Raw genomic sequence first — 26933 nt, forward strand, 5'->3', positions numbered from 1 at the left:
AAGATTTATATTTTTGTTTTTCGTTAACAAAATCCTTCCGGTTACTTTCCGGAAAGAAATGTGGGCATTTCTTGATGACCATTAAAGTAAACTATAGAACACATGAAACTTTTAGAAGGAAAAACTGCCATTGTTACCGGTGCTGCCAGAGGAATCGGTAAAGCCATTGCACTGCGTTTTGCACAAGAGGGTTGCAACATTGCTTTTACCGATCTGGTAATCAACGAAGCGGCTGAAGCAACCGAAAAAGAGATTGCTGCTTTGGGTGTAAAAGCAAAAGGCTATGCATCCAACGCTGCCAATTACGAGGAAACTCAAACGGTTGTAAAGCAAATCGCTGAAGATTTTGGTCGCATTGATATTTTGGTCAACAATGCCGGAATCACGAAAGACGGTGCATTGAAAAGAATGACTGAAGATCAGTGGGACGCGGTAATCGCCGTGAATCTGAAATCGGTTTTCAACTTCACCAAAGCTGTTCAGCCGGTCATGTGGAAACAAGCTTCAGGTAGCGTTATCAACATGAGTTCAGTTGTTGGCGTTTCGGGAAATGCAAACCAGTGTAACTATTCTGCATCAAAAGCAGGAATCATCGGTTTCACTAAGTCAGCTGCCAAGGAGATGGGCTTACGGGGTATTCGCCACAATGCGGTTGCTCCCGGATTCATCATTACCGAAATGACCGGCGTACTTCCTGAAGACGTGAAAAAAGCATGGGAAGCACAAATCCCGATGCGTCGGGGCGGAACTCCGGAAGATGTAGCGAACACCTGCGTTTTCCTTGCATCCGATCTTTCTTCCTATGTAACCGGACAGGTGGTAAATGTTTGCGGTGGAATGAATACCTGATACCGAAATTGAATAGCATTCTATATGAAGGGCTGCCGTTGGGCGGCCCTTTTTTTTGGTTCAATGTGAAATGGTGTAGAAATATTTCGATCGTTTGAACACAATTTTCTATAAATTTTAAGGCTGTTGTTAAAAAATATGTTTTTGATGCAGTTTAGTAAGGTCGTCATGATTGGCGGCCTTTTTATTTTCTATATTCGCGGCTGAATTTTAATTGTATCATTTTTGTTACATCATGAAAGGCTTATTCTTAGGCTTGACCACGATAGATATTCATCACATTATTGATCAGTTTCCTACACCTGACAATAAAGTTAAATCGCCCGATGCACCCGATATTCTGGTAGGTGGCCCTGCTACGAATGCGGCTGTCACCTATTCTCACCTGGGAGGAAGAGCCCATCTGGTTTCCGCTTTTGGTCAAAATGCTTTCAAATCTTTTTTACAGGAAGATTTACGTAAGTTCAACATTGAACATCACGATTTGGCGGCTCATCTTGAAGAAAAGCCGGTTATAGCCTCGGTTGTAACAACATCAGACAGTGGTGATCGAACGATTTTCACCAACCATCCGGCCGACTATGATATCAGTTTCGATAGCCGTGGCTTGATGGAGGACAATCAGTTCGATTTTGTACTTCTCGATGGCTTTTACATTCAAAAAGCGACAGAGGTTGCCTGCGAAGCCCGGAGACGTGATATTCCCGTCATTTTGGATGGCGGAAGCTGGAAAGATGGTTTGGAACGACTGCTTCCGCATGTAAATTATGCCATCTGCTCCGAAAAATTTATGCCGCCGTGGTGTAACAATAAAGATGAGCTGTTTCGTTACCTGTCTGAGAAAGGAATTCACCACGTGGCTGTTACCCGGGGAGGGAAGCCTATTTTGTACAAAGATGGCTTTGATGTAGTGGAACTTCCTGTTCCTGAAGTCGAACCCGTCGATACGTTAGGGGCCGGAGATATTTTTCATGGTGCATTTGCTTACTACCTTCATCGTCTGCACGATTTTGTGCCTGCACTAGAAAAAGCGGCTAAAATTGCAGCACATTCCTGCCAGTTTGCCGGTACCCGGGTCTGGATGCAGTAATTTATAATTTGAAGTTAATTTTGATTTTCATAATTTTAGAAAAGTCAATTCGATTTCTATGAAAAATCAAAATATAGCTTTTCACCTAAGCTTCTATCTCTTACTGGCAGGGTTTACGCTAACCATGCTGATTGTAGCCATCGGTTACCGCTTTACCCGCGACACCATTCTAGACGGACTGGCCGACCGTGCCCAGACGGTCACACACACGGCTTCGTTGTTGGTAAACGATGCAGTTGTACATGCACGTAAATCTGCAGAAATCATTGAATCAGGCACTAAGCAGATGAATAGTGCGCAGGAGATGGAAGATCTGCTGCAGCTCGTTTTAAAGTCAAATCCTCATCTGGAAGCTGTCCAGCTGAAAGAAAATCTCAACAGTTCAGAAGAAGTTGACCATTTTTTTTACCGAAAAGACTCAACCATCATCGGCTCGGATAGTGACCTGCCAATGTGTACTCAGTTGCAGGACTGGTATCATCAGGTGTTTGTTTCCGGTAAGGCAGGTTGGTCCGACCCATTCTGGGTGGAGGGGCATAAAACACAATGTATTGCTTATGCTATTCCATTTCATGTGAAGAAAAACGGGAAGGAAGTACCAGCCATCGCTTGTTCGGTGATGTCATTGGAGGATGTTTACAACGAGTTATCCGGAATTCAAATTTACAAGAGTGGATTTCCCATTCTGTTTTCTTCGAAAGGGAAGGTGGTTTATCATCCGCAACCCGCTTTTCTGAATGAGAATGTCGATACACTGAGTCACTGTTTTTCTCTGGGCGACTTGAGTAAGATAAAACGAATTATTTCCCGTGGAGTGGGTGGAAGAACGTTGTTGAATCCTGCCTGCTACGGCGGAAGACGTGCCACGGCCGTTTATTGGCCGGTAACCGAGAACGGTTGGTTGATGATGGTGTTGGTTCCTTATTCCGAATTATTGGGAGAGTTGCGGAAGGTAATTATACTGGTAATGTTTCTTGTTTTAATAGGAACCGGAGTGATGGTATCGGTAACTATTCTGCTTTCCCGCTCGGTAACAACTCCCATCACGCAGTTGGCCGACGAAGCGCGCCGAATTATGGAGGAGGAAGGTGAGCCGCTGGAAGTTGTCGGAAACGAGTTTGAGGTGCTGGCGGGAGGTCTGGCACATATGAAACAGCGGATGGAGAACTACCATGCCCGGTGGGTTCAGAGCCGCCGCGACCAGGAAGAGTTGGACCGGGAGCTGGATTTGGCTCGTTCTATCGAGATGAGTATTGTGCCCTCGCGCTTCCCGATTTTTCCCGACAGGAAAGAATTCGATTGCTTCGGAAAACTTATTCCGGCCCGCTCGGTTGGAGGCGACTTGTTCGATGTCTTTTTCCTGGATGAAGATAAACTTTGCATTTCCATTTGTGACACGCTGGGAAAAGGCATTCCGGCGGCCATGTTCTCAGTAATGACCCGGACGCTGATGCGTGGAATTGCCACGGCCAATATTCAGGTCGGGAGTATCATGGAGCGTCTGAACGAAGAGTTGTGTTCTGATGCTGAATCAGATATGTTTGTTACGGTTTTTCTTTCCGTACTTGAAATATCGACCGGCACATTTACCTATTGCAACGCTGGCCACCCGCATCCGTACCTCCTCCGGCGTGATGGCGCTGTAGAGGAGCTGCAACATTCACACGGAATCCCGGTAGGTGTGATGCCTCGTCAGACATTTGATGAAACGAAGATGGTTTTCAAGCCGGGCGAAATGCTGATTACTTATACCGATGGAGTAACCGAAGAGCAAAACGAGAGCGGTAAGATGTTCGGTCAGGATCGGCTTCGCTATGAAATTGCCCAGGTGGGACAGGTTGAACCGGAAGCCATGGTGGAACGCATTTTGGATTCGTTGTTGAATTTCCGTGGCCGCCTCGAGCAACGTGACGATACCACGTTGTTTGCTGTTAAGTACTTCGGAAATATCGGGCAGGATGAGTAATTACCGAAGGTAAGTAAGCCCCAAAATGGTTACCGTTGCGGCCATGTAAAGTATCGTCAGCGGAAATCCAATCTTGAAGAAATCGCGGAATGAATAACCTCCCGGACCATAAACCATCAAGTTGGTCTGGTAGCCGATGGGCGTCATGAAGTTGGCAGCAGCGGCAAATGCTACGACCAAAATAAACGGTTGCGGAGGTAAACTCAGGTTGGATGCCATCGTCAGCGAAATGGGAAATATTAGCGCGACTGCCGCCTTGTTAGTTATGAGATTCGCTAATAATGACGTTATTAGGAATATACCCGCCAAAAGAGCCACTTTCCCGAAAGGTAAAAATATGGAGATAAGGCTGTTGGCCAGCATTTCGGCTACACCAGTCTTCAACATGGCGGTTCCCAGCGCCAGCGATAAAGCAATCACCATGGCCAGCTCGTAATCAATGCTCTTCGGTATGTCTTTGGGAGGATAGATCTTGAGCATGTTGATGAGAATGATGAGCACCAGCAGTGACGTGAAGAGCGGCACGAGCCGCAGTGCGGAGAGCAGAATGGCCAGCCCGGTTCCTCCGAAAAGAACAAAATACTGCCACTTGGCCAGTTTTCTGTGGGCCTTTACTTTGGAAATGTAGTAGAAGTCAAGTGTTCCGGCCGACCGGCTTTCAAAACTTTTACCTACAAAGAGCAGCAAAACGTCACCGGCTTTCAGTTTCTGGAAAGTGATTTTACCCGAAATACGTTCTCCGTTACGGTGGATGGCGATAATCGCTGCATCGTAGCGTCCGCGGAAATTGGCTTCCATTACGGTTTTCCCGATAAGGGAAGAGTTATGCGAGATGACCACTTCCACCACCTCACTGTTTTTACTTTCCTGGAGCGATCCTAACGTTGGAAAGGAGAGTCCTGAATCCGTTTGGGTAATGATATCAGCAATGGTTTCGGTGTCACCAGCAAACACCAGCTGGTCGTTGACGCGAAGCTGTGTGGTGAGCGAGATGGCCGGGATTCGTTCGTTATCACGAATCACTTCTACCAGGTACAAACCTTTCAACCGATCGAGATTTTCATTCCGGATATCTTTTCCCGCAAGAGGAGAACCTTCGTTAATCTGTGTCTGCAGAATATATTCGCGGTTACGCGACCGGAACTGCGACATGGCATCTTTCCTTTCGGGAAGTAATTTCTTGCTAAACAAAAGCATGTAGGCTATACCGATGACCGCCATGGCTGCACCTACCGGGAAGAAATCAAACATGTCGAGCGAAGGCAGGCCTGGAATGATTTCCTGGTCCAGAACCATGCCGTTTACAATCAGGTTGGTGGAGGTACCAATCAATGTGGCACAACCTCCGAGAATGGCTGCGTACGAAAGCGGTATTAATAATTTGGACGGGGAAGTGTTGTTTCGCTTGCTCCAGTTGTGCACATAGGGCATCATGATGGCTACCAACGGAGTATTGTTCAAAAAAGCCGAAAAACCGGCCACCAGTGTCATCATTCGAAGCATGAAGCCTTTGTAGGTTCTCGCTCCTTTGAAGACTTTATCGAAGAGCATTTCCATGATGGGCGTTTGCCGGAAAATATCGCCAAGCAGCAGCAGTAGCAAAATGACGACCAGCTGCACATTGGCAAAGCCGCTCAGGATTTCAGCAGGGGTGAGAATGCGTGAAACGCCCAGAACCGAGATGGCAATGACGAACGTAAAGGATGGCCCCAGTATCTCAAAGTAGAGGGATACCAGTATGAATGCCAGGACAACAAATACTATGAGTACTTCGAAATTCAAAATCCAGGTTCAGTTGATCTTCGAAATGTGAAGATATAATATTTTAACAAAATGTGATTACCTGCACGCCTTTTTCGGTAAGGCATACAAAGAAAACGGCCGGAATCAATCCGGCCGTTATATCAACAGTATGAAATGTTTTCTTAGAACAATCTGATGCCCAGCGATAAGATCAGTGAATTGCCTTTGTTTTTAAAGCCAATAACTGTCGGGTCATTGTTGGATACACCTTCCGAAACATTGGTCAAAGCCCAAGCGTAGCGGACATCAAAAGAGAGCATGGCTACATCAACGCCGGCTCCCAACTGCCAGTCCCAGGTATTGTTTTTAAAGTTATTCGGGTCGTACAGACTTGGGTCAACAGCTACACCACTTTGTTTGTTGAAGCTTATTTCGCTGCCATTCAGAATAAATGACATAGCAGGGCCAGTCATCAGGTTGACAGAGGCAACTTTCAAATCAAGAACTTTTACTCCCAACAATATCGGAACTTGGATCGATTTAACATCCATGTGCTGGGTAACAGCTCCCTGGAAATCATCAGTAGTCGAATTTGGATCCAAATTTGAACCATCGAAAGTTGTTTTTCCTTTTTGCACACTGTACAGCAATTCAGGCTGAAGAAAAACCTTATTATGTTTCAGTCGCAGAAATGCACCCACATTGAAGCCGTTGGCTGCGTCTGCCTTCAGGTCATTGAGGGTGTAGCTTGATGCGCCGGCAATGGCATTGTCGGTCGTAATTTTTGTAGAGTTAATACTTCCCTTGATACCAAGGCTAATCGGGAGTTGAGCAAACAGTGAGGTGGTCAGAGCCACCAATACGAATGACAGAAGTAGTCGTTTCATAAGATTAAAAATTAATGTTTGTAGAGATAAACGGATAAATTACATATGCTATTGTCTTGTGTCTTGTCTTATTTTCGTTGGCCAATTTAACAATTTTAGCGATTGATTCCCGTCATTTTCCGTCGAATTTGTACTTTCGTTGCATAACGAAAATAAAAATACTATTTCCATGAGAAAGTTAAATAAGCTCTCTCCGCAGCCTGTATGGGGCTATTTTGAAGACATTTGCCAGGTTCCCAGGCCATCGAAAAAGGAGGAGCAGATTATTCAGTTCCTGCTGGAATTTGCTGAAAAACATAATTTGGATGCCAAAACGGATGAGGCAGGAAATGTTTTAATCTCCAAACCGGCTACTCCCGGAAAGGAAAAAGTCAAGAAGGTGATTCTGCAGTCGCATATCGATATGGTGTGCGAAAAGAATTCAGATACCGAACATGATTTCGAGAAAGACGCTATTAAAGCCTATGTTGACGGAGAATGGGTGACGGCCGAAGGTACGACACTTGGTGCCGACTGTGGAATTGGTATGGCTGCTGCCATGGCGGTTCTCACGGTCAACGATTTCGAGCATGGACCAATCGAAAGCCTTTTCACGGTAGATGAAGAGACCGGACTGACTGGTGCATTTGCACTTCAGCCTGGATTTTTGACCGGCTCGATTCTTTTGAACCTTGATTCGGAAGACGAAGGGGAGTTGTTCATCGGCTGTGCCGGTGGCGTCGATACTGTTGCTACGTTCAATTATCAACCGGAAGCTTCTCCTGCCGGGATGTTTGCCGTTAAATTGTCGGTAACCGGATTGTTAGGCGGTCATTCGGGCGATGATATTCATAAAGGCAGGGGGAATGCCAACAAAATTTTGAACCGCTTCATTTGGGACGCTACACAGAAATATGGAGCACGTCTGGCTTCGTTTGATGGCGGAAACCTGCGTAACGCGATTGCACGTGAAGCATTTGGTATTATCCTGGTGCCTTCGGGTAAAAAGGAACAATTAACCGCTGATTTTAATGTATTCCGTTCAACGTTACAGAACGAATTGGCGATTACTGAACCGAAGCTGAAGCTTGATCTGGAAAGCACGGAGGCTCCGCCAACGGTAATGGATGAGGATACTCAGCGTCGGTTGTTGCTTGCATTGTATGCTTGTCCGCATGGCGTGTTGGGAATGAGTTTCCGGATGCCGGGAATGGTGGAAACGTCTACTAACCTGGCTTCGGTGAAGTTCAAGGAAGGAAATCAAATTGAGATAACTACCAGCCAGCGTAGCGACCTGAACAGTGGCAAAGAGGATGCAGCTGCCATGGTTAAATCGGTTTTCCAGCTGGCTGGTGCCGAAGTTCGCCACAGCGATGGTTACCCGGGCTGGACTCCTAATCCCGATTCCGAAATCATGGAGATTACCCGCACTGCTTACAGCAAACTCTTTACGCAAGAGCCCATTGTTCGCTCTATTCATGCCGGATTGGAGTGCGGATTATTCCTGGAAAAGTACCCTTCGTTGGATATGATTTCATTCGGCCCCACCATTCGGGGAGCGCATTCACCTGATGAGAAGATTGAAATTGAAACAGTGACTAAGTTCTGGGATTTACTGGTTGAAGTATTGACTAAAATTCCGGAAGCGAAATAAAACGCTTGATTGCAGTAAAACGAAAAGGGGGCTGAAGTAATTCAGTCCCCTTTCTTGTCCTAATCATAAACTAAAAACACCAAAGCATAAAAACCGACGACTGTCTGTTTGGTACAGCCATCATTAAGAAACAATGTTGAATATTTTTCGACTTACCAATACTTTAACTAAGTTATGGAATAATCTGAATTATGAAAAGATAACCGATAATTATTATTTCTAATGCTTCCGGTTATCCCGAACAATAAAACAGCTTCTTTATTTGAGTGCGCAAAATAGTAAAGTTTTCAAAGGCAGCCACCCAATCCTTTTATGTTCAAAAACAACTTTTATAAATATCATCATGTTTTACATGCATAAAACCAGAGGATAGGGCGGTTTGCTGTGATTTTCTTTATAATCAGAGCCGGGGTGTTCTGGTGAATTATGTGAAGAATCATTTTTCCGTTTGGTTTCTTTTCTTTCTTATTACATTTTCCTTAATATTTTTCCTGATGTTAAATAAATCAGGCATCTTTGAGTGATAAAAAATGGTCAGGAATGTCAGTTGATTTGCAGCAATTACTTAATCATTTTGAGCCGATTAGTTTGAATGATGCAGACAAAGCGCGTTTGATGAATCGGGTGGATTCGAAGTTTGTGGTTTCTGTAGATAAACTGGAAGAGATCCTGTCGGAAATATGGTCGGATTACCAGGTGCTTAGTATTGATGGAGTCCGAAATTTGCCTTACCGGACAAAATATCTCGATACGCCCGATTTTGCCATGTTTAAAGCGCATGTCAACGGTAAATTAAATCGTTACAAAGTCCGTTTCCGGGAATATCCTCTGACGGGAATGCGCTTTCTGGAATCGAAGTTCAAACTGAACCGCGGCCGGACCATTAAAAAACGCATTTCGCGACAAGAACGAATTCCGGAAGAAAATGAGGTGGAAGATCAATTTGTGTCGGAACAAACGCCTTATAATCGGGAAGATCTGGAAACGAAACTCTACAATAAGTTTAATCGAATTTCGTTGATTCATAAAAGGGTAAACGAGCGAATTACGATTGATACGGACATTCATTTTTCACTTGATAAGGAAGAGTGGAAAGCACTGGGCGATGTGTCGGTTATTGAACTAAAGCAGGAGCAGTTCAGCCGACATGCCGGTTTTACCCACATTCTGCGAAAACACGGAATCAGGCCTGTTGGCTTTTCAAAATACTGCATCGGTGTTTCGATGTTGTATCCCGACACGAAAATCAACCGAATGAAGCAGAAGATTCTGTTGCTGAATAAACTAACTAAACACCTATCATGACTACCATTGCGCATTTACTTACATCCATTCCTTTGGTTTCGTCCGTCACCGGCATGTTTGGCATCGAGTGGCTGAACGGGCCGGATACGCTGGAGTTATTACTCCGGTTTCTGTTCAACCTGCTCGTAATAACGATTATTGGCCGGTATCTTTACTACCGGATTTCACGGCGGAAAGAGTACTATTTCACTTACATCCTCATCGGTACAACGGTATTCTTCATCTCGTTTCTGCTGGAAAGTGTAAAGCTGGAAATTGGTTTTGCACTGGGCTTGTTTGCTGTTTTTGGGATTCTCCGCTACCGTACAGATACCATTCCCATCAAAGAGATGACTTTCCTCTTTGTGATTATCGCTATTTCGGTTATTAATGCCCTTGCCGGAGCGGAAATCAGCTATGGAGAGTTGTTTATGACCAACGTTGCCATCGTTCTTGTAACCTGGGCAATGGAGCGTTTGTGGTCGTATCGGCAGGAAACACAGAAGAAGATTATTTACGAACGGATTGAGCTGATAAAGCCTGAAAACTACGGTGCATTGTTGGCTGATCTGGAGGAACGAACGGGTTTGAAAATCAATCGAATCGAAGTTGGCGATATCAACTTTCTTCGCGATACAGCCGAAATTACCATTTTTTACCACCCTTATCAGGAAAAAGCTTCCCGAAAGCCTTAAGCACTTTTACTATGAAGAAGATGATTGCTTTCGCAGGAATGATTCTTTTCCTGTTTGGTGTCAGGCCAGTGGTTGCAGCCGATAATTATGGTGTGTGGACCAGTGCTGGCATCCGTAAAGATTTTCACAAATGGAAATTTGAATTGAACGAGGAGTTTCGATTTTCGGATGAAACTCCGAGTCTGGGGCGCTATTTTACCGAGATTGGTGCCGGATACGATGTTTCAGACTGGTTTAGCCTGGGAGCGGGGTATCGCTTTGCCCGGGATCGCGATAAAAACAATGACTGGCGAACGCTTCATCGCTTTATTGTTGATGCTGAGTTGAGCAAGGATGTTAAGCAGATGGAGTTTTCTTATCGCCTGCGTTTTACCAACGAAGATGATTTTATTGCAGGTGGTAACGATGCCAGTGCGTTTCTGAGGCAAAAAATCAAGGCAGAGTACCATATCTCCAATAGTCGTTGGGACCCTTATTTCTCGGGAGAGCTTTACTACCAGTTGCCGGAAGACAAAGCCGGTGAATTCAACAAAGTAAGATACACTGTGGGAACCAAATTCTCATTGAATAAGAGGAATCATTTTGGTCTGTTTATCAGATTACAGCACGAAATCAATGTGTCTAAACCCGACCGGGATTTCATTACTGGTTTGGCCTACACCTACCGTCTGTGAGTTTTCAGGACAAGAACTTTTTTCTCGGTGAGAAAATTCTCAACAGCATCTCGCTCAGGGCGGATTGATGCCGTCCCTTTTTGAATCTTCAGTTATTAATTCTCTTATTTATGTAACCATTTTAAGTTGATGACATGCAATAAGATATGTCATAATATGTTTGTTGTTCTGATTTCGTTGAGCTGGTTTGAGGACAAGCTAAATATTGTTAAATATAGCGTTGATTTTCAACCAGATTTAGTCGGTTTTCGTTTAGAAAATAGAAGGTTGGGAAAACAAATGTTTACTGGGAAGACTTCTCGTTGTCGACGTGCTATGGTAAACTGAACAACCTGAAAAACCAAAGGATTGAAATGAATAAAGCATGTTTTCTTTCTTCGTTTTCAGTTGATTTTCATAATGTATTTTGTTAAATTTATAGTAGCCGCAGGGCAAAGCCAAAAGCAACGTTCTTCACTTTTGTCGAAAGCCAGTTGCGGCCATTCAAGTTCGTAAACTCTAAATTCTAAAGCTATGACTGATAAGTTAGTTACCGTTGCCCGTTTTAGCTATCTGCACCGCGCTTACCTGATGAAAGGTTGGCTCGATTCGGCCGGTATCGAAAGCTGCATCCTGAACCAGGGATTACGATATGCTATCCGATCCGAAGCCCAGAACCGGGTTGAACTTCAGGTAAGAGAAGGAGATGTGGAGAAAGCTTTGGAAATCATCGACCAGGTAAACGAAAAGTACGGGCCCGAATTTCAGGAACCCGATGATATGGTTTCTGCCATCCGGAGGATTCTGGTACCGATAGATTTTTCCTCTTTCGCGCTCAATGCCGCAAAATATGCCGTTCATGTTGCCAAACAAAAGAAAGCCGAGCTGGTGTTGGTTCACGCCTTCTTCAACCCGATTGTTAGTCCGTGGGGATATGACAATACATACATCTATCCGAGTAGTGTGACCGATGCACTTCATGAAATCGAAGAACATGCTACGAGGGGAATGACCAAGTTTGTGAGTGACCTCCGGGCTTACATGGAAGAAAAAGATTTGTTGGACATCACCCTGACCACAAGGCTGGTCGGAGGAATTGCTGAAGAGACCATTTTGGAACTGGCTGACAGCGAGAACTTCGATCTGATCATTCTGGGGGCCAAAGGAAAATCACGGTCCGACTATTGGTACGGTAGTGTAACAGCCAAGATTATTCAGAAAGCTAAAATCCCGGTTTTGGCTATTCCGGAAAAATCAACTTACAAGGATGAGATGTTCAAGCGCATCATGTATGCGACCAACTTTGACAAATCGGATGGTCCGGCGATACGGATGTTGCTGAATATTGCCCGCCCGCTCGATGTTCATGTGCACGTGGTACACATCGATACATCTGGTGAGAACCCATTTGCCAATTACGATTTAAATCATTTCAAAGAGAAATATGCCGGGATTCCCGAAGACGTCCCGATGGATTTCGACATGATCAAAAATGACAACCAGGTGAAGGGAATCGAGCAATATATCAAGGACAAAGAGATTGATATTATCTCACTTACTACGCATAAGCGGAATTTGATTACGTCTATCCTGAAACCCAGTGTGGCTCGCGAACTGCTGTTTCATACAACGATTCCGCTTTTGGTTTTTCATTCGAAGGATTGAATTGAAATATAGTAAATTACATGTTTGATTTGAATTGATACTTAAGGGCTGCGGAGATTGTGGCCCTTTTTTATGTTTGGAATGATGGTTTGTTGTTATTTTTGTGTCTTAACGAATGATTGACAGGTGTGATTTTCTCTACAGCATATCCCGAAATATTCATCCTTCTTTGCCTGGCTTTTGCCTGGTTTCTGATGCGTTTGCTCTACCGTCATGCTTCTGCGTTTGAAAATCTGGGGCGTTGGCAACTATGGACATTAAAGGGCTTACGGTTTGCTGTACTTTTCCTGATGACTGTGTTGCTGCTTTCGCCTGTTGTTAAGTTGAAGAAAAAGATAAAGAACAAACCAGTAGTTCTGGTGCTGCAGGATAATTCCTCTTCCATGCTCAATCATCCCGATTCGCTGAAGATTCGCTCCACGCTGGATTCACTGAAAACGCAAATTGCTTCTAATCTTTCGGGCTTAGCGAATTTGAAATGGTTCCTGTTTGCCGATTCTGTTCAGGAGGGGACTGCTCCGGATTACAAAGGTAATTTGTCTGATTATTCAGATGCTATTCAGTCGGTTGCGGCGCAGCATGGCTACGAAAAACCGACTGCTATACTGATTGTTGGTGACGGAATTTACAACGCCGGACAAAATCCGGTGAACACTGTAAGGACGCTGGGATATCCTGTTTATTCGGTTATCGAAGGTGATACAACAGTACACAGCGACATTCGCATCAGCCAGGTGCGGGCGAATACAACGGCCTTTCCGGGGAAGGCATTTCCGGTAGAGATAGAGATAACCGGAAACGGATTGAAATCGGGGCAAACCCGCATTTCTATTACCCACGATGGAAAGGTGATTGAACAACGAACCGTTCCAATTACGGAAGCATCTGTTTTTCGTAGGGAATCCTTTCGGCTGAAAAGTGAAAAGCCGGGATTGCAACATTATAAAATTCAGTTAAGCCCTGTTTCAGGAGAGCAGAATACTGCTAACAATACTCGCGTACTCACGGTTGATGTATTGAACAGCCAGCGAAAAATATTGATATTGGCTGGGGCGCCACATCCCGATATCGGTGCGCTTACAGAGGCTTTGGAGTCTGATCCACAGTTCAAGGTTGTGGTCGCTCCGTTTGGCCATTTTGATGACTATTCTCCGGAGAAATTTAATTTACTTATATTTTATCAGGTTCCTGAATCAAAAGGTGTTGGCGTATCTGACTTAAAGAGATTTATCGATTCCAGAACTTCCCGCTGGTATTTTCTGGGAGCACAAAGCAGTATTTCGGCTTTTAATAAGTTAAATGCTGGTATGAAAATTGTTAGTGAGAATAAGCAGCTGACAGATGTCCAGATGAAGGTTAATCCCGGCTTTGGGTTATTTCATCCCGATATACGACTGAACGATTGGTTGGGCGCACAAACGCCTCTGGTTATCCCGGAAGGGAAGGTCGAAACAGAGCCTTTTATGGAAACGCTGCTTTACCAATCGGGAAGTGGAGAGGAGAAACCGGCCATGATCATGGGTGAGCAGAATGGTGTTAAAAAAGCTGTTTTTGATGGAGAAGGAATCTGGAGGTGGCGTATCTCGGCGCGGTCAGTCGACGGAGATAAAGCTCTTTTTAATGATTGGATTGTTAATACGGCACGGTATCTGGCGTTAAAGCGAAATGAAGATCAGTTCAATGTTCACTTTAACCGAATGGTACAGGCCAACGAAGCGGTTCATTTTTCGGTTACGTTGTTTAATGCCATATACGAACCGGTTCATAATTCGGCGGTTACACTGGATTTGACAGATGCTTCCGGCAAGCTGTTTCACTATGTTTTCACGGAAGGTAATGACGGTTATGAGTTGAATGCCGGCCATTTGCCACCGGGAAATTATCATTTTTCTGCTGCCGCGAAGGTCGGAGCTGACTCGTTGAAAGAATCCGGTAACTTTGAGGTGATGGCTGCTCAAACGGAGATGTTGGAAACAAGAGCCAATCAGCAAATGATGACGGCTGTAGCGCAGTATTCGGGAGGCAAAGCATATTTTGCCAATCAATTGGAACAGTTATTCCCGGATTTGAAAAAGCAGCTACTGCAGAGCGGAAGTGAGCAAACAGAAGAGGTGGTGATGATGGATGCTATCCGGTATGAGTTTGTTCTGTTTCTTTTAATCGCCCTGTTGGCTGTTGAATGGTTTTTGCGTCGTTACTGGGGCGGTTATTGATGAAAAAGCAGTTTTCATCAGGTAATGAATGTATTGAATTAGTTGTTTTGTTGATTTGGATAAATGCCTTGTATATTAGTTGAATATAGAATATTTGAAATTTTAAGAATTCTCGAATAGGTTGCAAATGAATAGAGTCCGTATCGTATTTTATTTTCTTTTCATGCTGGCAGGTGTTTCCCTGCTTGGTGGTTGTTCGGCAGTTCGCACGATCAATATTCAGTTGTTGCAGCCGCCGCCTACTTTTGTTTCTGATTCTGTTCAGAGCCTGACGGTTTTCAACCGGAGTATGACGCCGGACTTTAAGAACTGGGATCGCGATTCCCTGGAGCAATTGCTGGCCAATCGGCATTTAGAACTGGACACGACCCTTCGTGACAGTATTGCGGCTGACACAGTGATTCAGGTCGCAGCGCATCAGCTTTTCAATTCAGGCCGGTTCGACGTGGTGATTCCCAAAGAGAGTAACTTGACGAATTACCTTCCGGCGACGATTAGTCCGGAACCGTTGGATTGGAATTTCGTGGCAACGATGTGTCAAAACTTCAATACCGATGCACTTTTAGTATTGGAAAGCTTTAACGAGGAAGTGAATACGGATTTTGATAGTGGTTATGAGCAAGATTTTTCGGGAAACATGGTAGAGACCTATTACGGAGCTTTGGACCTAACTTATCATTCCCGATGGAGACTTTATGATCCGAAACACCGCGAAAGAATCAGGACTTTCGACGTCACGGATACGATTTTTTGGGACTCATACGGATATACTGCGGAGGAGATGTATTACAAGCTGCCGTCCATTAAGGAAGCTCTGATCGAGGGAGGAGTAGTAACGGGGCAAGATTTGGCAAAAAAGATTGCGCCTCAATGGAAAGATGCCCGCAGGCGTTTGTTTACGACCGGCAAAAAAGATATCGATAAGGCCATACCGTTGGCAGAAAAGGGAGATTGGGAAGCCGCTCAAAAGATTTGGGAGCAGTATGCTGATGAGGGGGCGAAGGGCAGAAGGAGTAAAGTGGAGTTTAACCTGGCATTGGCTAACGAAATGAACGGCCATATCGAAAAAGCAATCGAATGGGGTGTTAAGTCGTACAAGACTTATTACCGGCATCAAACTGACGAATACCTGAGAATACTGGATAAACGAAGAAAATTACTGAACAAGATCGACGAAGAGAAGGAGACCGATTAGTTGTCGGTCAGGTAGGGGGCTCATCTCGCCGGTCAAAATAAATACCTTGAATCATGAAAACATGTCGGTTTATTTTGGCGATAATGGCCAGTGCGCTGATTTTTGCTTCATGCACTACCACGCAATCGGTTCCTATTGAAGTGTTGAAATCAGGTAAGGTTAACTTGCTTGCCCAAAAGCGGAATTTGGCGTTTTTAGTCCGAAATTTTAAATATAACGTCGATACACTGGGGAATTACTTCAGTTACAATTATAAGCTAAAAAAAGCTCCTGAAAAGGAAAATGGAGGGCTGGATAGCCTGGCAGTCCAGTCGGCATTGGGTCGTCTTCAGAAGAAATTGCTGGCAACCGGTCGCTACGATACGATTGTGACTTATCCTTTCAATGCAATTCGACCACATCGCGGTAAGCATGTTTTGCCGCTCTCTCCGGGCTTCGTTACCAAAGTTTGCCAGGAAAGCCACGTTGACGGCTTGGTGGCGTTAGAAATGCTCAGCTACTTCTATTCCAAAACAACACCCGACATGAGAGATCAATCGGGCGAATCCACTGTGAAAATCAACGCACTTTGGGCTCTTTACCTACCGGGAAAAGAAAAACCCGTCGACCATTTTGGCTATACAGACCAGTTGGTTTGGGACCGGTATAACCAGGACGGCGTTCTTGATTTGAGTAAGAAAATCCCTGACCGGACAGCGGCGGTGGAAATGGCAGCCCAAATTGCCGGAGAACAATACGCCCGTCATATGGGGCCTTTCTGGGCGACAGCGAACCGGAGGATTATTACACCTTCGGTCGATGAATGGAAGAAAGCGACGCAAATGGCGCAACATAACCAATGGGAGGAAGCCGCTGCCATTTGGAATAAGCTGGCTTCGGTTTCCAACGAGAGGAACCGTGGTATCGCGGAACTTAATCTGGCAGTTGCATCTGAAATGATGAACCAAATTGATTTAGCGGTCAGCTGGGCATCAAAGGCAGTGAAATTAATGGACGGAAAACGGTACGGGCCAGTTGCCGGACAATATCTGGCGATTTTGATGGCTCGCCAAAAACAAATTTCAAGACTAAACCAACAAATAAAATAATGACCACTAAAAGTCTACTAACTAGTCTGTTGATTCTATTTTTTCTTTCGGGATGTTATACCACAAATAATTTTGGTTTTGTCGACATGCAGGTGATGGAACCGGCTACAGTTTCCTTGCCTGACAGCATCGTGGACCTGGCTATTGTTGACTTTCACCGAACTCAGAAAGCAGATGAAACTGACCTCAAAACGAATGCAGACAGCATTGTAGACCGATATGCTGCAGAAACCTTAAAAGGATTTAAATCACAGACAGATAGTGTTCGGTATTTTAACCATGTTGAAGTAGTTTCCAACGGGCTAGACATTATGCCGAAAGGACTGTTGCTGCCCGATTCCATATTGCGTCAAAAGTTGTCGGCCTATTGTGACTCGCTTGGAGTCCAGACTTTGGTTGCACTTGATACTGTTTGGTTAAGCGATAACAGTAAAAAGACTCAGTTGGTAAAAAAGGTTGTTCTCGGCTCCCGCTGGGGTTTCTTCAACGCTCTTGGAGATTCAAAGACCTATTGGAAAATCTATACGGATACCATGCTTTGGATTCCCAACCGGACAGAGTCGATTGCTTATGAGAAAAATAACCGGTATCCAAAGACCTTTGTGGATGTACTTGACACTTACGGTGAAAACAACGGTACCAGGGTAGCAATGCTGTTTGTACCTTCCTGGAAATGGACTGACCGGTTGATTTATTATTCGGGAAACGATGAAATGAAGAAGGCTGATACTCTGGCAACGAAAAATCAGTGGAAAGAAGCTGCTGAAATCTGGACTAAAATGTCGAAGAGTGACAATAAAAATATCCGGGCGAAAGCAACTTTCAATATGGCTTTGGCGTGTGAAATGCTGGGGCATATTGAACTGGCGCTTGAGTGGGTTTCCAAATCATATCACGTGTACGACAATGAGGACCACAAACAGAAGTGCATGGACTATATCAATATCCTCGCCACACGCCTGCAGCAAGAGCGAAAGCTGAAAAAACAGTTTGGTGGTTGATGTCTGGTTGCGGTGGAAGGTGATATTTTGTACATTCGCTCCGCACAAATTAATTCTCGCGACTGATGCATAATTCTGTCTATTACATCATATTGATAATCATTGTTCTGGATTTTCTATTTGAACGTTATCTTGAATATTTGAATTCAAATTCCTTGTCGGTTCAACTTCCCGATCAACTGAAAGGAATTTACAATGAAGAGCAATATGCCCGTTCGCAGGAATATGAAAAGGTAAAAAGTCGCTTTTCACTGATTACTGCCTCCCTGAGTTTTCTGGTTATTATCTTAATGTTTGCCCTGGGTGGTTTTGGCTGGCTCGATAATTATTTACGCGAATGGACCAATAGTCCAATCTGGCTGGGACTGTTGTTTTTCGGCGTTATTGGCTTGGCTTCCGACATCCTTACTTTGCCATTTGGTTGGTACAGCACCTTTGTTATCGAGGAACGGTTCGGTTTTAATAAAACTACCGTGAAGACTTTCATTTTCGATCACATCAAAAGTTTGTTGCTTGCGGCAGTGATCGGTGGTGGTTTATTGGCTCTGGTGATTTGGATATATGAGCAGACGCAGGGAATGTTCTGGGTTTACACTTTAATTGTCATTACGACTTTCTCGCTGTTTATGACCATGTTCTATTCGACATTGATAGTTCCACTTTTCAATAAACAGAAACCACTGCAAGACGGTGAGTTACGTGATGCTATTCAACGCTTTTCTGAAAGAGCTGGATTCAAACTGGACAACATTTTTGTTATCGATGGTTCCAAACGCTCGACGAAAGCCAATGCTTATTTTACAGGTTTTGGTGCGAAGAAACGAATTGTGCTTTACGATACGTTGATGGATGAAATGGAAAACGAAGAGATTGTAGCTGTTTTAGCTCACGAAATTGGCCACTACAAGAAGAAGCACATTGTTTCCGGCCTTCTGTTGTCGTTGCTGAATACGGCGGTCATGCTATATATTTTCTCTTTGGTTGTCGGGCGACCAGAACCTGCGTTAGCGTTAGGTGCTCATCAGGCGAGCTTTCATGTTGGTTTGGTCGCTTTTGGAATCTTGTATACGCCGCTTTCTTTCCTTATCGGGATGGGGATGAATGTCTTTTCCCGGAAAAATGAGTACCAGGCCGATAGTTTCGCTGCCAGTTATGGACTGGCTGAAGCGTTGGGGAATTCGTTGAAAAAGCTTTCGGTGAAAAACCTGAGTAATCTGACGCCACACAAAGCGTATGTCTTTTTCCATTACTCGCATCCACCTTTGCTGGCTCGTTTGAAGAATCTGAAAAAGTAGCTGGTGTTTTTATTCCTTCCACTGGTAAATCCGCACGTAGTCAATTTGGTATTCGGCCGGGAAAATCGAATCGTCGACTCCTTGCTGACCGCCCCACGAACCGCCAATGGCCAGGTTGATGAGTAAGAATTGCGGTTTGTTGAACGGCCAGGCGCCTTCACCTTCACCATTGTCCTTGCAGGTAAAATAGGGCACTCCTTCTATCGAGAAGATGAGTTGGTCGTGGTACCAGTCAACGCCAAATACGTGAAATTCTTCTGATAGATGTTCATGGCAGATTTTGTCACCCCTTCCGGTTCCCAGATTGTGATTATAATCGCGGGTGTGAACATTGGCATAAATGGTATCGGGATTGAAGCCGACATATTCCATGATGTCGATTTCACCACAGGCAGGCCAGCCTATGCTGTCAATATTACTTCCAAGTGTCCAGATGGCAGGCCACACTCCGCGCCCTTTCGGAAGGCGGGCCCGTACTTCAATTCTTCCGTAAGTAAAGTTGAAAGTTTTCTTCGTGTTTAAACTGGCCGAAGTGTATTCAGCACCTTCATAGGGTTCCTTCCTTGCTGTAATAATTAGTTTGCCGTCTTCCACGCGCGCATTCTCCAGTCTATGGTCTGTGTAGTATTGTGCTTCGTTGTTTCGAACAAATCCTGTTTCATAATTCCATTTGGTGGAGTCGGGAAGTCCTTCATAGTCAAATTCGTCAGACCAGACTAATTGTAATTCTTGTGCATTGATAATCAACGGAAAACAGCATAAGAGTAAAGCAAGGAAGCATTTCATAACAGTTGGTTTCGTTTGGGTTTATCCAAAAATAGTGATTTGCTTGATTAATATTTAGTTATATAGAGGTTTTCTTTTGGGAAAATTAAAATCCCGACAGATGCTTCTACGAGAAACATACTGCCGGGATGTACAACCAGTGGCCGGAATCATTGTCTCATTTTATTCATAGTATGGCCTCTGATAAAACTTGGGGTCATTGCGATTTGCTTTTCTTTCGTTTAGCATTTTGGAAATCATATGGTCGAGCTTTTTCTGTTGCTCAGGTTTCATCAGGTTTCTCATTTTTTGAACCGTCGAATAGGCAGCCATCATCACACTGGCTTTCGTTTCAGTTATTGAGCTGAGTTGCTCTTTCACGGCTTTATTGGCTGTGTTGTTCAATAATTCGTTGTGTAACAACTGATTCATTTTACTGAGTTCGCCTTCCAGTCCATCCTTTTTCTGCAGGTACTCTGTTCGTAGGTCTACCAGTTCTTCATATTGCTTGTCGGAAAGAGAAAGCTCCATTCGCAATTCCGGTATTTGATTCACGATGAACAAATAGGGTTTCATCACTTTCGGGTAGGATGGTCCCTGGTAGCGTGACATCATCAAACTATGGCCATGGTGCATCATTTGGTGGGCGCGCATCATGTCGGGTTGCATCACACCGGGTCCCATCATGTGAGGCGGGTACATCATTGATGAGAGCGTATCTTTTTGTGCTCTTTTGATACTGCTTGTGCTTGCCATCGAAGAAGTGCCAAACGTCATAATAATGAGCATGACGAGAAGCGTTAAGACGTTCTTTTTCATGATATCTGAATTTTTGAGTCCATCATATTTGCATTCTGCCCGCAAGGGCATTGTGTTTTGCTATATTGAACAAGTGGGGCAAAAAAATGACGGACGCAGAAGTCTTAAAGCTTGCTATATTTTGTTAAGCTGCGTTAATTAGAGGACTCTTTTGAAGGAATTTATGTCGTAATCGACAAAAAGATAGGTGAGAACTAACCGGCGAGATTGATTTTCTCCAGCCTTTCGTCACTCAGTATGGTGATGTCTTTTCCGTGCACCTCAATCAGTTTTTCCGTTACGAAATCAGTCAAAATACGACTAACGGTTTCCCTGGAGGTTCCCAACAAATCGGCCATATCATTGCGGGTCAGGGTCAACTGAAAGTGATTACTGCCGTAAAGATTTTTGGAGAAATCGAGCAACATGCCGGCAACACGGCCTGTCACTTGCGTTTGAATATGGTTGACACAATTCTGGAATTGTCGGAGTTCGATCTTGCTGATGGTGGTCAGTATTTCGTAAGCAAACTTCCCGTTTGATTCCACAAAATTTTTGAAAGTCGCCCGGTCAATAAAACAGCACGATACCGGCGTAAGTGCAACAGCTGAATAGTTATTTACATTGTCGCCGATGGTGGTTGGAATGCCCAGGTAGGTGGGGGCTTTTACTACTTTCAGGATTTGCTCGCGGTTGTGTCCGCGCATGACCAGCTTGACAATTCCTTCGCGCAGGTAAACAATATTACTGGCAAATGCATCTTGCTTAAAAATGACTTCATCTTTGTCAAACTCGACTTCGACACTTCGTTTTCCCAGCAGATCAAGCTCATCTATCGAAAGGTGGTTTGCTGCCGCCGAACGTACTTTACAATTCAGGCACAGACACTGACTCATGGTAATAAATACTATTGCTAAACCTTATTGACGCCAAATTTAGCAAAAAAATGTGATCGATGTCACACCGAAACAAAATAAACCTCACACCGATTTCTTTTCACCCTACTTCGTATGTCTATACTTTTACCCCTGTTAATATGTCAATGTTTACATAATTATTAAAGCAAGAGAATCATGCCTAAAAGAATGACCATGGCGCTTTTTTCCGGAAGTATCGATAAGCTCACTGCAGCTGGTGTGGTACTGACGGGTGCAGCAGCCGATGACATGGATGTTGATATTTACGTGCTTCTGCAAGGAGCGCGTGCCTTCAGAAAAGATGTAGCTGCAGACGCAACAAAACTGGAAATGGCTGAAAATCCTCAGCTGAAACAGGAATTTCTGGATTCGCTGAAGAAACTGAATGTCAATCCCTGGCTGGAGTTTTTCCGCGAAGCCAAAGAAATAACCAAAGTGAAAATTCATGTGTGTGGTTTGGCCGGAAAAATCTGGGGAGCCGAGAAAATGGAGGATTTTAATGAATTAGTCGACGATATCGTGGGTATCAGTGAATACATCACCGCCGCCCAGGAATCTGACGTACACTTATTTATATAAGTTATGGAATTAGTTGACGAAGAGAAAATACTGGAACTGGAACGTCGAATCAAGCAGCTCGAAGCCACCAAAAAGAAGGATCAACTTTCGATGGTCGTCTTTTCAGGTGAACTCGATAAACTCCTGGCTGCAATGATTATTGCCACCGGTGCCACAGCCATGGATATGGAAGTCAAGCTTTTCTTCACCTTCTGGGCCATTTCCGCTTTACGCGATAAAGAGAAAAGGGCAAAGAAGAAGGAGTTGACGTCTAAAATGTTCGGAGCCATGCTTCCCAGGGGAACCTCGGACGTGAAGCTTTCGAAAATGAACATGGCCGGAGCCGGATTATCCATGCTCAAGTCATTGATGAAGAAAAAGAATGTAGCCTCTCTGGATGATTTACTAAAAACCGCGGGAGAGTTAGGTGTCGAGATCAACATTTGTGAGATGTCGATGGACCTGATGGGACTCAGTAAGGATGAGATGATTGATTATCCGAACCTGAATTACTGCGGGGTTGGAACCTATCTCGCTGACGCGGAAGAGAGTGCTATTCAGTTATTCATATAATAAAACTCAAAGTTATGTCACAGGAAGAATTAGTTGCCATTCAGGCAGACAAAGTTGTTGATGCTCGTGGTACTGCTTGTCCCGGACCGCTGTTGGCTGCTAAAAAAGCCATCGCTGAAATCAAATCAGGCGAAGTAATGGAAATATTATCAGCTGACGAAGGTACCAAGAAGGATATTCCCAAATGGGCTACCAAGAAAAACCATGAATACATGGGCACCGTTGAAGAATCAGGCTTTTTCAAAATTTATCTACGCAAAGCGTAAGCTTTAAAACGAAAAACTAAAATGGCGAATAAAGCTCCTAAAATTTTAGTGTTTTCAACGGAAAAGATTTCCGACCCCGCGATTGACCTCGCGGGGTTGTTGAAAATGCACTACCCGCCAACCATTTATTCCATTCCGTTACGATGTTCAAGTTCCGTTAAATCCCGCTGGATTATGCATGCCTTTGAGCAGGGCTTTGACGGTGTTTTCATTGCAGCCGACGGGACCGACTGTTCATACGGTGAAAGTTGCGTGGACAAAACCGCGGCGATTATTGCCCAGACACACGAGATGATGAAAGCTAAGGGGATTGAACCGGCCCGGCTGAAAATGGCTGCTTTGTGTTCGGTATGCGCCGAACCATTCGTAAAACACATGAAATCGTTTTACGAAGCCCTTTCCAAAGTACCGGCGTAACCGGAATATTTTACAATAGAAATGTAACATGGAGAACGAAGTTTTATCATACGACGCACTGGTTATTGGTGGTGGAATCGCCGGTGAAGAGACAGCGCTGAACCTGGCCAAAATGGACTATAAGGTGCTGTTGGTGGAGAAGGAACTCTCGATTGGCGGCAAAATGATTCTGCTGAGTAAGGTTTTTCCTACCCTCGACTGTGCAGCGTGTATTACCACACCCAAAGTGTCGGAAACGGCCCGGCATCCCAACATTACCATCTTTACCGGTAGTGAAGTAAAAGGAGTCGAAAAGAAAGGCGAACGGAATTTCGAAGCGCGTATTTTACGCCAACCCCGTTATGTAAAGGAAGACGCTTGTACAGGCTGTCAGGAATGTGAGCCGGTTTGCCCTGTTGTGGTGAAGGATCAGTACCAGTTTAATCTGGTTGGCCGGAAAGCGGTGTTTGTTCCGTTCAGTATTGCGAACCCGCGTATTGCTGCCATCGATATCGAAAATTGCTCATTGTGCGGTGCCTGCGAACGGGCTTGTCCGGCTGATGCCATTGACTTCTCACAAGAGCCGGAAGAGAAGACTTATCAATTTAAGAGTGTAGTGGTCGCTACCGGGTACAAATTGTTCGACCCAATTAAAATGCCGCGCTACGGTTACGGCAAATACAAAAACATTATCACTTCCATGCAGATGGAGCGTGAGTTGGCTCCTACACGTCCTTTCAACACGATTTTACGCCCGGGTGACGGTAAAATGCCCGACAACCTCGCTTACGTACTTTGTACCGGTTCACGAGACCATACCGTGGGAAATCCCATTTGTTCGCAGGTTTGCTGTATGTATTCCATCAAGCAGGCTCAATTGCTGATGGGAGCATTGCCTATGGCCGATGTGACCATTTATTACCTGCACATTCGCTCGTTTGGTAAGGGATTCAACGAATTCTACGAAACAGCTAAAGGAATGGGGGTTGAGTTCGTAAAAGGGAAAATCGGTAAAATTTCGGAGAAGGAAAACGGAAACCTCGTTTTGAGGTACGATGATATTGAAACAGGCCAGGTGAAGGAGGTCGAACACGATATGGTTGTTCTTTCGGTAGGTATTCTGGCCAACGATGAAATCGGACAGGTTTTCAAGACACAGAAGCTGGAATTCGATGACTATCGCTACGTGAAGCAAATCGATGAACTGAAACGTCCGGCAATGACCAACATCGAAGGTGTGTTTGTGGCAGGAGCGGCTTCCGGCCCGATGGACATTCCGGATTCAATCCTTTCAGCTGGCTCGGCATCATCCGAAGCTGCCAGCTATCTTGCATTGACTGAATAATGATTTGATTCAGTGTTAGTAAGATTGATTTACTTGAATAATGAATTAAATATTGTTGGGCCTATTTCCTGGTAAGGATTTCCTGACAATCAATATATTTTCGCATGAAGAACAAGATTGGCGTATACGTTTGTCATTGCGGCGGTAATATCTCCGACGTTATTGATGTCAATAAGGTCAGAGAAGAAGCTGAAAAGATGGGAGGCGTTGCCATTGCCAAGCATACCATTTTTGCCTGTGCCGATTCCTCACAGAAGGAAATCGCTGAGGACATCAAAAACCTGGAGCTCGACGGCATTGTAGTGGCATCCTGCTCTCCAAAGCTGCACCTCTTAACATTCAGGGCAGTTGCCGAACGGGCCGGACTCAATCCATACAACTACGTTCACGCGAATATCCGGGAACAAAGCTCCTGGGCTCACTCTGACGATAAGAAAGGTGCCACCGAGAAAGCTATTTCGCTGGTGCGTTCTGCCGTTGAGCGGGTTTCACACTCAGTAGCGATGGACCCGGTTTCCATTTCTGCTCACAATGTGGTAGCCGTTGTTGGTGCCGGTGTAGCGGGGATGAAAGCTGCCATTGAATTGGCCGATATGGGCTCGCAGGTGTATTTGATTGAAAAATCACATTACGTTGGTGGCCGTACCTCGCAGTGGGGCAAGCTTTTCCTTCCGGGAGAAACCGGAAAATCAGTTGTAGAAAATCTTTATCAGGAAGTAAAGAAGCGTCAGAATATCAATCTGTTCACTGGTGCCGAACTTGTTTCCAAGAAAGGGAGTGTTGGTAACTTCGAGATTGAAGTGAAGATCACCTCGCGCGGTGTGAAGAAAGACGCTGATGCTTCGACAATTGAGAAAGCTATTCAGGTTTGCCCTGAGGAGGTTTCCGATGAATTCAACTTCGGTTTAACCAACCGAAAGGCGTTGATGAACTTTCATCCCGGCCAGTTCCCGGAAATAGCTGCCATTGATGCTGTCAACTGTACCAAGTGCGGTAAATGTGCCGAAGTGAGCGATGCCATCGATTTGAACCTGGAAGAAGAGCGTATTACGCTTCAGACAGGCTCGTTGATGATTACCACCGGATTTGACCCGTATGAGCCGGAAAAATCAGAGTTCGGTTACGGCGATTACGACAATGTCATCACGTTACCACAACTGGAGCGTCACCTGGAACTCAGCAAGGGTAAGGGTTTAGTAATCAACGGAAAGAAAATCCGGAGCACGGCGTATATCTACTGCGTGGGAAGTCGTCAGCCGGAAGGTGAAAATAAATATTGCTCGCGTTACTGTTGTACCTCAGCTGTTCACAGTGCTATTAAAGTGCGTGAAAAAGTGCCGGATATGACGGTTTACCACATTAATCGTGGAATCCGGACGTACGGAAAACAGGAAGTGTTGTATGAGCAATCATCCAAAAACGGCGATATCTACATTCAGTTTACCGAAGATACTTTCCCTGAAGTTAGTTCTAACGGAAAACATACAGTTGTCAAGGTGAATGACTTGTTGACTGCCGGAAAAGAGCTGGAAATTGAGCCTGATTTGGTGGTTCTGGTAACGGGAATGACTCCCCGGAAGGATGATGCCATTGGCGATACACTGAAACTTCCGCACGGCCGCGATAAGTTCTACAACGAAATTCACCCCAAACTGCGCCCGGTGGAAACGACCATCGACGGTGTTTTGATTGCCGGTGTCTGCCAGGGACCGAAGAATATCACCGAAACGGTGAAATCATCGCTGGCTGCGGCTGCTAAGACTTATTCGTTGCTGAAGCGTGAGGAAATCACATTGGAGCCCATCATGGCGAAAGTCGATGCGGAAAAATGTGAGGTTTGTGACAGCTGTTCTGCAGCTTGTCCGTTCGGTGCTTTCGAGTTTGTGGAAGAGAACGGCAAGAAGGTGGCGAAAGTGAACGAATCGAACTGTAAAGGCTGTGGAATGTGCCTACCGGTTTGTCCGACTGATGCCATCGAGCTTTCAGGCTATACCAATTCCGAGATAGAAGGAATGATTGATGCTCTCAAGGAGAGTGATTATTAACGACCAATTGTAA

24 protein-coding genes are annotated in these 26933 nt (G+C 44.7%); 19 read left to right on the forward strand and 5 right to left on the reverse strand.

Features of this window, described 5'->3' with window-relative positions; translation table 11 throughout:
* Positions 1-102 precede the first annotated feature (102 nt).
* The 3 genes from fabG (at position 103) to GJU87_RS07370 (ending at position 3905) form a co-directional block, all read left to right on the forward strand.
* Positions 103-849: a 3-oxoacyl-[acyl-carrier-protein] reductase gene (gene fabG, locus GJU87_RS07360; protein ID WP_106543643.1), complete on the forward strand. Its 747-nt coding sequence runs from the start codon at positions 103-105 to the stop codon at positions 847-849.
* A gap of 235 nt (positions 850-1084) precedes the next feature.
* The gene (locus GJU87_RS07365; protein ID WP_153638936.1) at positions 1085-1939 is read left to right on the forward strand and encodes a PfkB family carbohydrate kinase; all 855 of its coding nucleotides are present in this window, start codon (positions 1085-1087) and stop codon (positions 1937-1939) included.
* A 58-nt stretch (positions 1940-1997) separates the two neighbouring features.
* A complete protein-coding gene (locus GJU87_RS07370; protein WP_153638937.1) occupies positions 1998-3905 on the forward strand; it encodes a SpoIIE family protein phosphatase in 1908 nt (635 codons plus the stop codon).
* Here the strand turns inward: GJU87_RS07370 and GJU87_RS07375 are convergent, their stop codons facing one another.
* Positions 3906-5687, reverse strand: coding sequence for an SLC13 family permease (locus tag GJU87_RS07375; protein ID WP_228491894.1), 1782 nt, complete (start codon positions 5685-5687; stop codon positions 3906-3908).
* Between the two features lie 143 nt (positions 5688-5830).
* Positions 5831-6535 (reverse strand): porin family protein, encoded by a 705-nt coding sequence (locus GJU87_RS07380; protein WP_153638939.1) that lies wholly within the window; start codon positions 6533-6535, stop codon positions 5831-5833.
* Positions 6536-6704: 169 nt separating this feature from the next.
* On the opposite strand from GJU87_RS07380, the gene GJU87_RS07385 reads away from it, so the two are divergent.
* The 10 genes from GJU87_RS07385 to GJU87_RS07430 all read left to right on the forward strand — a co-directional run bounded on the left by GJU87_RS07385 (position 6705) and on the right by GJU87_RS07430 (position 19257).
* Positions 6705-8168: an aminoacyl-histidine dipeptidase gene (locus tag GJU87_RS07385; protein ID WP_153638940.1), complete on the forward strand. Its 1464-nt coding sequence runs from the start codon at positions 6705-6707 to the stop codon at positions 8166-8168.
* Between the two features lie 516 nt (positions 8169-8684).
* A complete protein-coding gene (locus GJU87_RS07390; RefSeq protein ID WP_153638941.1) occupies positions 8685-9473 on the forward strand; it encodes a polyphosphate polymerase domain-containing protein in 789 nt (262 codons plus the stop codon).
* Entirely contained in the window at positions 9470-10147 is a 678-nt protein-coding gene (locus GJU87_RS07395; RefSeq protein WP_228491895.1) for a DUF4956 domain-containing protein, read from the forward strand. The genes GJU87_RS07390 and GJU87_RS07395 overlap by 4 nt, the downstream gene beginning before the upstream one ends.
* 11 nt (positions 10148-10158) lie before the next feature.
* Positions 10159-10821 carry a DUF2490 domain-containing protein gene (locus tag GJU87_RS07400; RefSeq protein ID WP_153638942.1) on the forward strand — a complete coding sequence of 221 codons (663 nt, stop codon included), beginning with the start codon at positions 10159-10161 and terminating at the stop codon, positions 10819-10821.
* Positions 10822-11334: 513 nt separating this feature from the next.
* Positions 11335-12465, forward strand: a complete 1131-nt coding sequence (locus tag GJU87_RS07405) for a universal stress protein (protein WP_106543635.1) — start codon at positions 11335-11337, stop codon at positions 12463-12465.
* A 128-nt stretch (positions 12466-12593) separates the two neighbouring features.
* Entirely contained in the window at positions 12594-14678 is a 2085-nt protein-coding gene (locus tag GJU87_RS07410; protein ID WP_153638943.1) for a hypothetical protein, read from the forward strand.
* A gap of 127 nt (positions 14679-14805) precedes the next feature.
* A complete protein-coding gene (locus tag GJU87_RS07415; protein ID WP_153638944.1) occupies positions 14806-15873 on the forward strand; it encodes a DUF6340 family protein in 1068 nt (355 codons plus the stop codon).
* A 53-nt stretch (positions 15874-15926) separates the two neighbouring features.
* Positions 15927-16961 carry a DUF6340 family protein gene (locus tag GJU87_RS07420; RefSeq protein ID WP_153638945.1) on the forward strand — a complete coding sequence of 345 codons (1035 nt, stop codon included), beginning with the start codon at positions 15927-15929 and terminating at the stop codon, positions 16959-16961.
* Positions 16961-17962, forward strand: coding sequence for a DUF6340 family protein (locus GJU87_RS07425; protein ID WP_153638946.1), 1002 nt, complete (start codon positions 16961-16963; stop codon positions 17960-17962). The genes GJU87_RS07420 and GJU87_RS07425 overlap by 1 nt, the downstream gene beginning before the upstream one ends.
* 155 nt (positions 17963-18117) lie before the next feature.
* Complete coding sequence (locus GJU87_RS07430; RefSeq protein ID WP_228491896.1) at positions 18118-19257, forward strand: M48 family metallopeptidase; 1140 nt, start codon at positions 18118-18120, stop codon at positions 19255-19257.
* Between the two features lie 9 nt (positions 19258-19266).
* Here GJU87_RS07430 and GJU87_RS07435 read toward each other — a convergent pair whose 3' ends face one another.
* From GJU87_RS07435 to GJU87_RS07445, 3 genes are all read right to left on the reverse strand, one after another.
* Positions 19267-20043 carry a family 16 glycosylhydrolase gene (locus GJU87_RS07435; RefSeq protein WP_153638948.1) on the reverse strand — a complete coding sequence of 259 codons (777 nt, stop codon included), beginning with the start codon at positions 20041-20043 and terminating at the stop codon, positions 19267-19269.
* A gap of 162 nt (positions 20044-20205) precedes the next feature.
* Complete coding sequence (locus GJU87_RS07440) at positions 20206-20841, reverse strand: Spy/CpxP family protein refolding chaperone (protein WP_153638949.1); 636 nt, start codon at positions 20839-20841, stop codon at positions 20206-20208.
* Between the two features lie 194 nt (positions 20842-21035).
* Positions 21036-21716 (reverse strand): Crp/Fnr family transcriptional regulator, encoded by a 681-nt coding sequence (locus tag GJU87_RS07445; RefSeq protein WP_153638950.1) that lies wholly within the window; start codon positions 21714-21716, stop codon positions 21036-21038.
* 177 nt (positions 21717-21893) lie between these two features.
* Here GJU87_RS07445 and GJU87_RS07450 point away from each other — a divergent pair, with 177 nt between their 5' ends.
* The 6 genes from GJU87_RS07450 to GJU87_RS07475 all read left to right on the forward strand — a co-directional run bounded on the left by GJU87_RS07450 (position 21894) and on the right by GJU87_RS07475 (position 26920).
* Positions 21894-22316: a DsrE family protein gene (locus GJU87_RS07450; RefSeq protein WP_153638951.1), complete on the forward strand. Its 423-nt coding sequence runs from the start codon at positions 21894-21896 to the stop codon at positions 22314-22316.
* A 3-nt stretch (positions 22317-22319) separates the two neighbouring features.
* Positions 22320-22868, forward strand: coding sequence for a DsrE/DsrF/DrsH-like family protein (locus GJU87_RS07455; protein WP_153638952.1), 549 nt, complete (start codon positions 22320-22322; stop codon positions 22866-22868).
* A gap of 14 nt (positions 22869-22882) precedes the next feature.
* On the forward strand, positions 22883-23134 hold the full coding sequence (locus GJU87_RS07460) for a sulfurtransferase TusA family protein (RefSeq protein ID WP_025865770.1): 252 nt from the start codon (positions 22883-22885) through the stop codon (positions 23132-23134).
* A 21-nt stretch (positions 23135-23155) separates the two neighbouring features.
* The gene (locus GJU87_RS07465) at positions 23156-23551 is read left to right on the forward strand and encodes a hydrogenase iron-sulfur subunit (RefSeq protein ID WP_106543623.1); all 396 of its coding nucleotides are present in this window, start codon (positions 23156-23158) and stop codon (positions 23549-23551) included.
* Positions 23552-23579: 28 nt separating this feature from the next.
* On the forward strand, positions 23580-24875 hold the full coding sequence (locus GJU87_RS07470) for a CoB--CoM heterodisulfide reductase iron-sulfur subunit A family protein (protein ID WP_153638953.1): 1296 nt from the start codon (positions 23580-23582) through the stop codon (positions 24873-24875).
* Between the two features lie 104 nt (positions 24876-24979).
* A complete protein-coding gene (locus tag GJU87_RS07475; RefSeq protein ID WP_153638954.1) occupies positions 24980-26920 on the forward strand; it encodes a CoB--CoM heterodisulfide reductase iron-sulfur subunit A family protein in 1941 nt (646 codons plus the stop codon).
* Positions 26921-26933 lie beyond the last annotated feature (13 nt).

The sequence above is a fragment of the Prolixibacter sp. NT017 genome (assembly GCF_009617875.1).
Taxonomy (GTDB): domain Bacteria; phylum Bacteroidota; class Bacteroidia; order Bacteroidales; family Prolixibacteraceae; genus Prolixibacter.

Coding starts and splice junctions, on each gene's coding strand:
- GJU87_RS07420 (WP_153638945.1), top strand. CDS start 15,927: ATGAAAACATGTCGGTTTATTTTGGCGATAATGGCCAGTGCGCTGATT.
- GJU87_RS07415 (WP_153638944.1), top strand. CDS start 14,806: ATGAATAGAGTCCGTATCGTATTTTATTTTCTTTTCATGCTGGCAGGT.
- GJU87_RS07385 (WP_153638940.1), top strand. CDS start 6,705: ATGAGAAAGTTAAATAAGCTCTCTCCGCAGCCTGTATGGGGCTATTTT.
- GJU87_RS07425 (WP_153638946.1), top strand. CDS start 16,961: ATGACCACTAAAAGTCTACTAACTAGTCTGTTGATTCTATTTTTTCTT.
- GJU87_RS07405 (WP_106543635.1), top strand. CDS start 11,335: ATGACTGATAAGTTAGTTACCGTTGCCCGTTTTAGCTATCTGCACCGC.
- GJU87_RS07465 (WP_106543623.1), top strand. CDS start 23,156: ATGGCGAATAAAGCTCCTAAAATTTTAGTGTTTTCAACGGAAAAGATT.
- GJU87_RS07450 (WP_153638951.1), top strand. CDS start 21,894: ATGCCTAAAAGAATGACCATGGCGCTTTTTTCCGGAAGTATCGATAAG.
- GJU87_RS07460 (WP_025865770.1), top strand. CDS start 22,883: ATGTCACAGGAAGAATTAGTTGCCATTCAGGCAGACAAAGTTGTTGAT.
- GJU87_RS07445 (WP_153638950.1), bottom strand. CDS start 21,716: ATGAGTCAGTGTCTGTGCCTGAATTGTAAAGTACGTTCGGCGGCAGCA.
- GJU87_RS07365 (WP_153638936.1), top strand. CDS start 1,085: ATGAAAGGCTTATTCTTAGGCTTGACCACGATAGATATTCATCACATT.
- GJU87_RS07455 (WP_153638952.1), top strand. CDS start 22,320: ATGGAATTAGTTGACGAAGAGAAAATACTGGAACTGGAACGTCGAATC.
- GJU87_RS07395 (WP_228491895.1), top strand. CDS start 9,470: ATGACTACCATTGCGCATTTACTTACATCCATTCCTTTGGTTTCGTCC.
- GJU87_RS07435 (WP_153638948.1), bottom strand. CDS start 20,043: ATGAAATGCTTCCTTGCTTTACTCTTATGCTGTTTTCCGTTGATTATC.
- GJU87_RS07380 (WP_153638939.1), bottom strand. CDS start 6,535: ATGAAACGACTACTTCTGTCATTCGTATTGGTGGCTCTGACCACCTCA.
- GJU87_RS07475 (WP_153638954.1), top strand. CDS start 24,980: ATGAAGAACAAGATTGGCGTATACGTTTGTCATTGCGGCGGTAATATC.
- fabG (WP_106543643.1), top strand. CDS start 103: ATGAAACTTTTAGAAGGAAAAACTGCCATTGTTACCGGTGCTGCCAGA.
- GJU87_RS07370 (WP_153638937.1), top strand. CDS start 1,998: ATGAAAAATCAAAATATAGCTTTTCACCTAAGCTTCTATCTCTTACTG.
- GJU87_RS07470 (WP_153638953.1), top strand. CDS start 23,580: ATGGAGAACGAAGTTTTATCATACGACGCACTGGTTATTGGTGGTGGA.
- GJU87_RS07440 (WP_153638949.1), bottom strand. CDS start 20,841: ATGAAAAAGAACGTCTTAACGCTTCTCGTCATGCTCATTATTATGACG.
- GJU87_RS07400 (WP_153638942.1), top strand. CDS start 10,159: ATGAAGAAGATGATTGCTTTCGCAGGAATGATTCTTTTCCTGTTTGGT.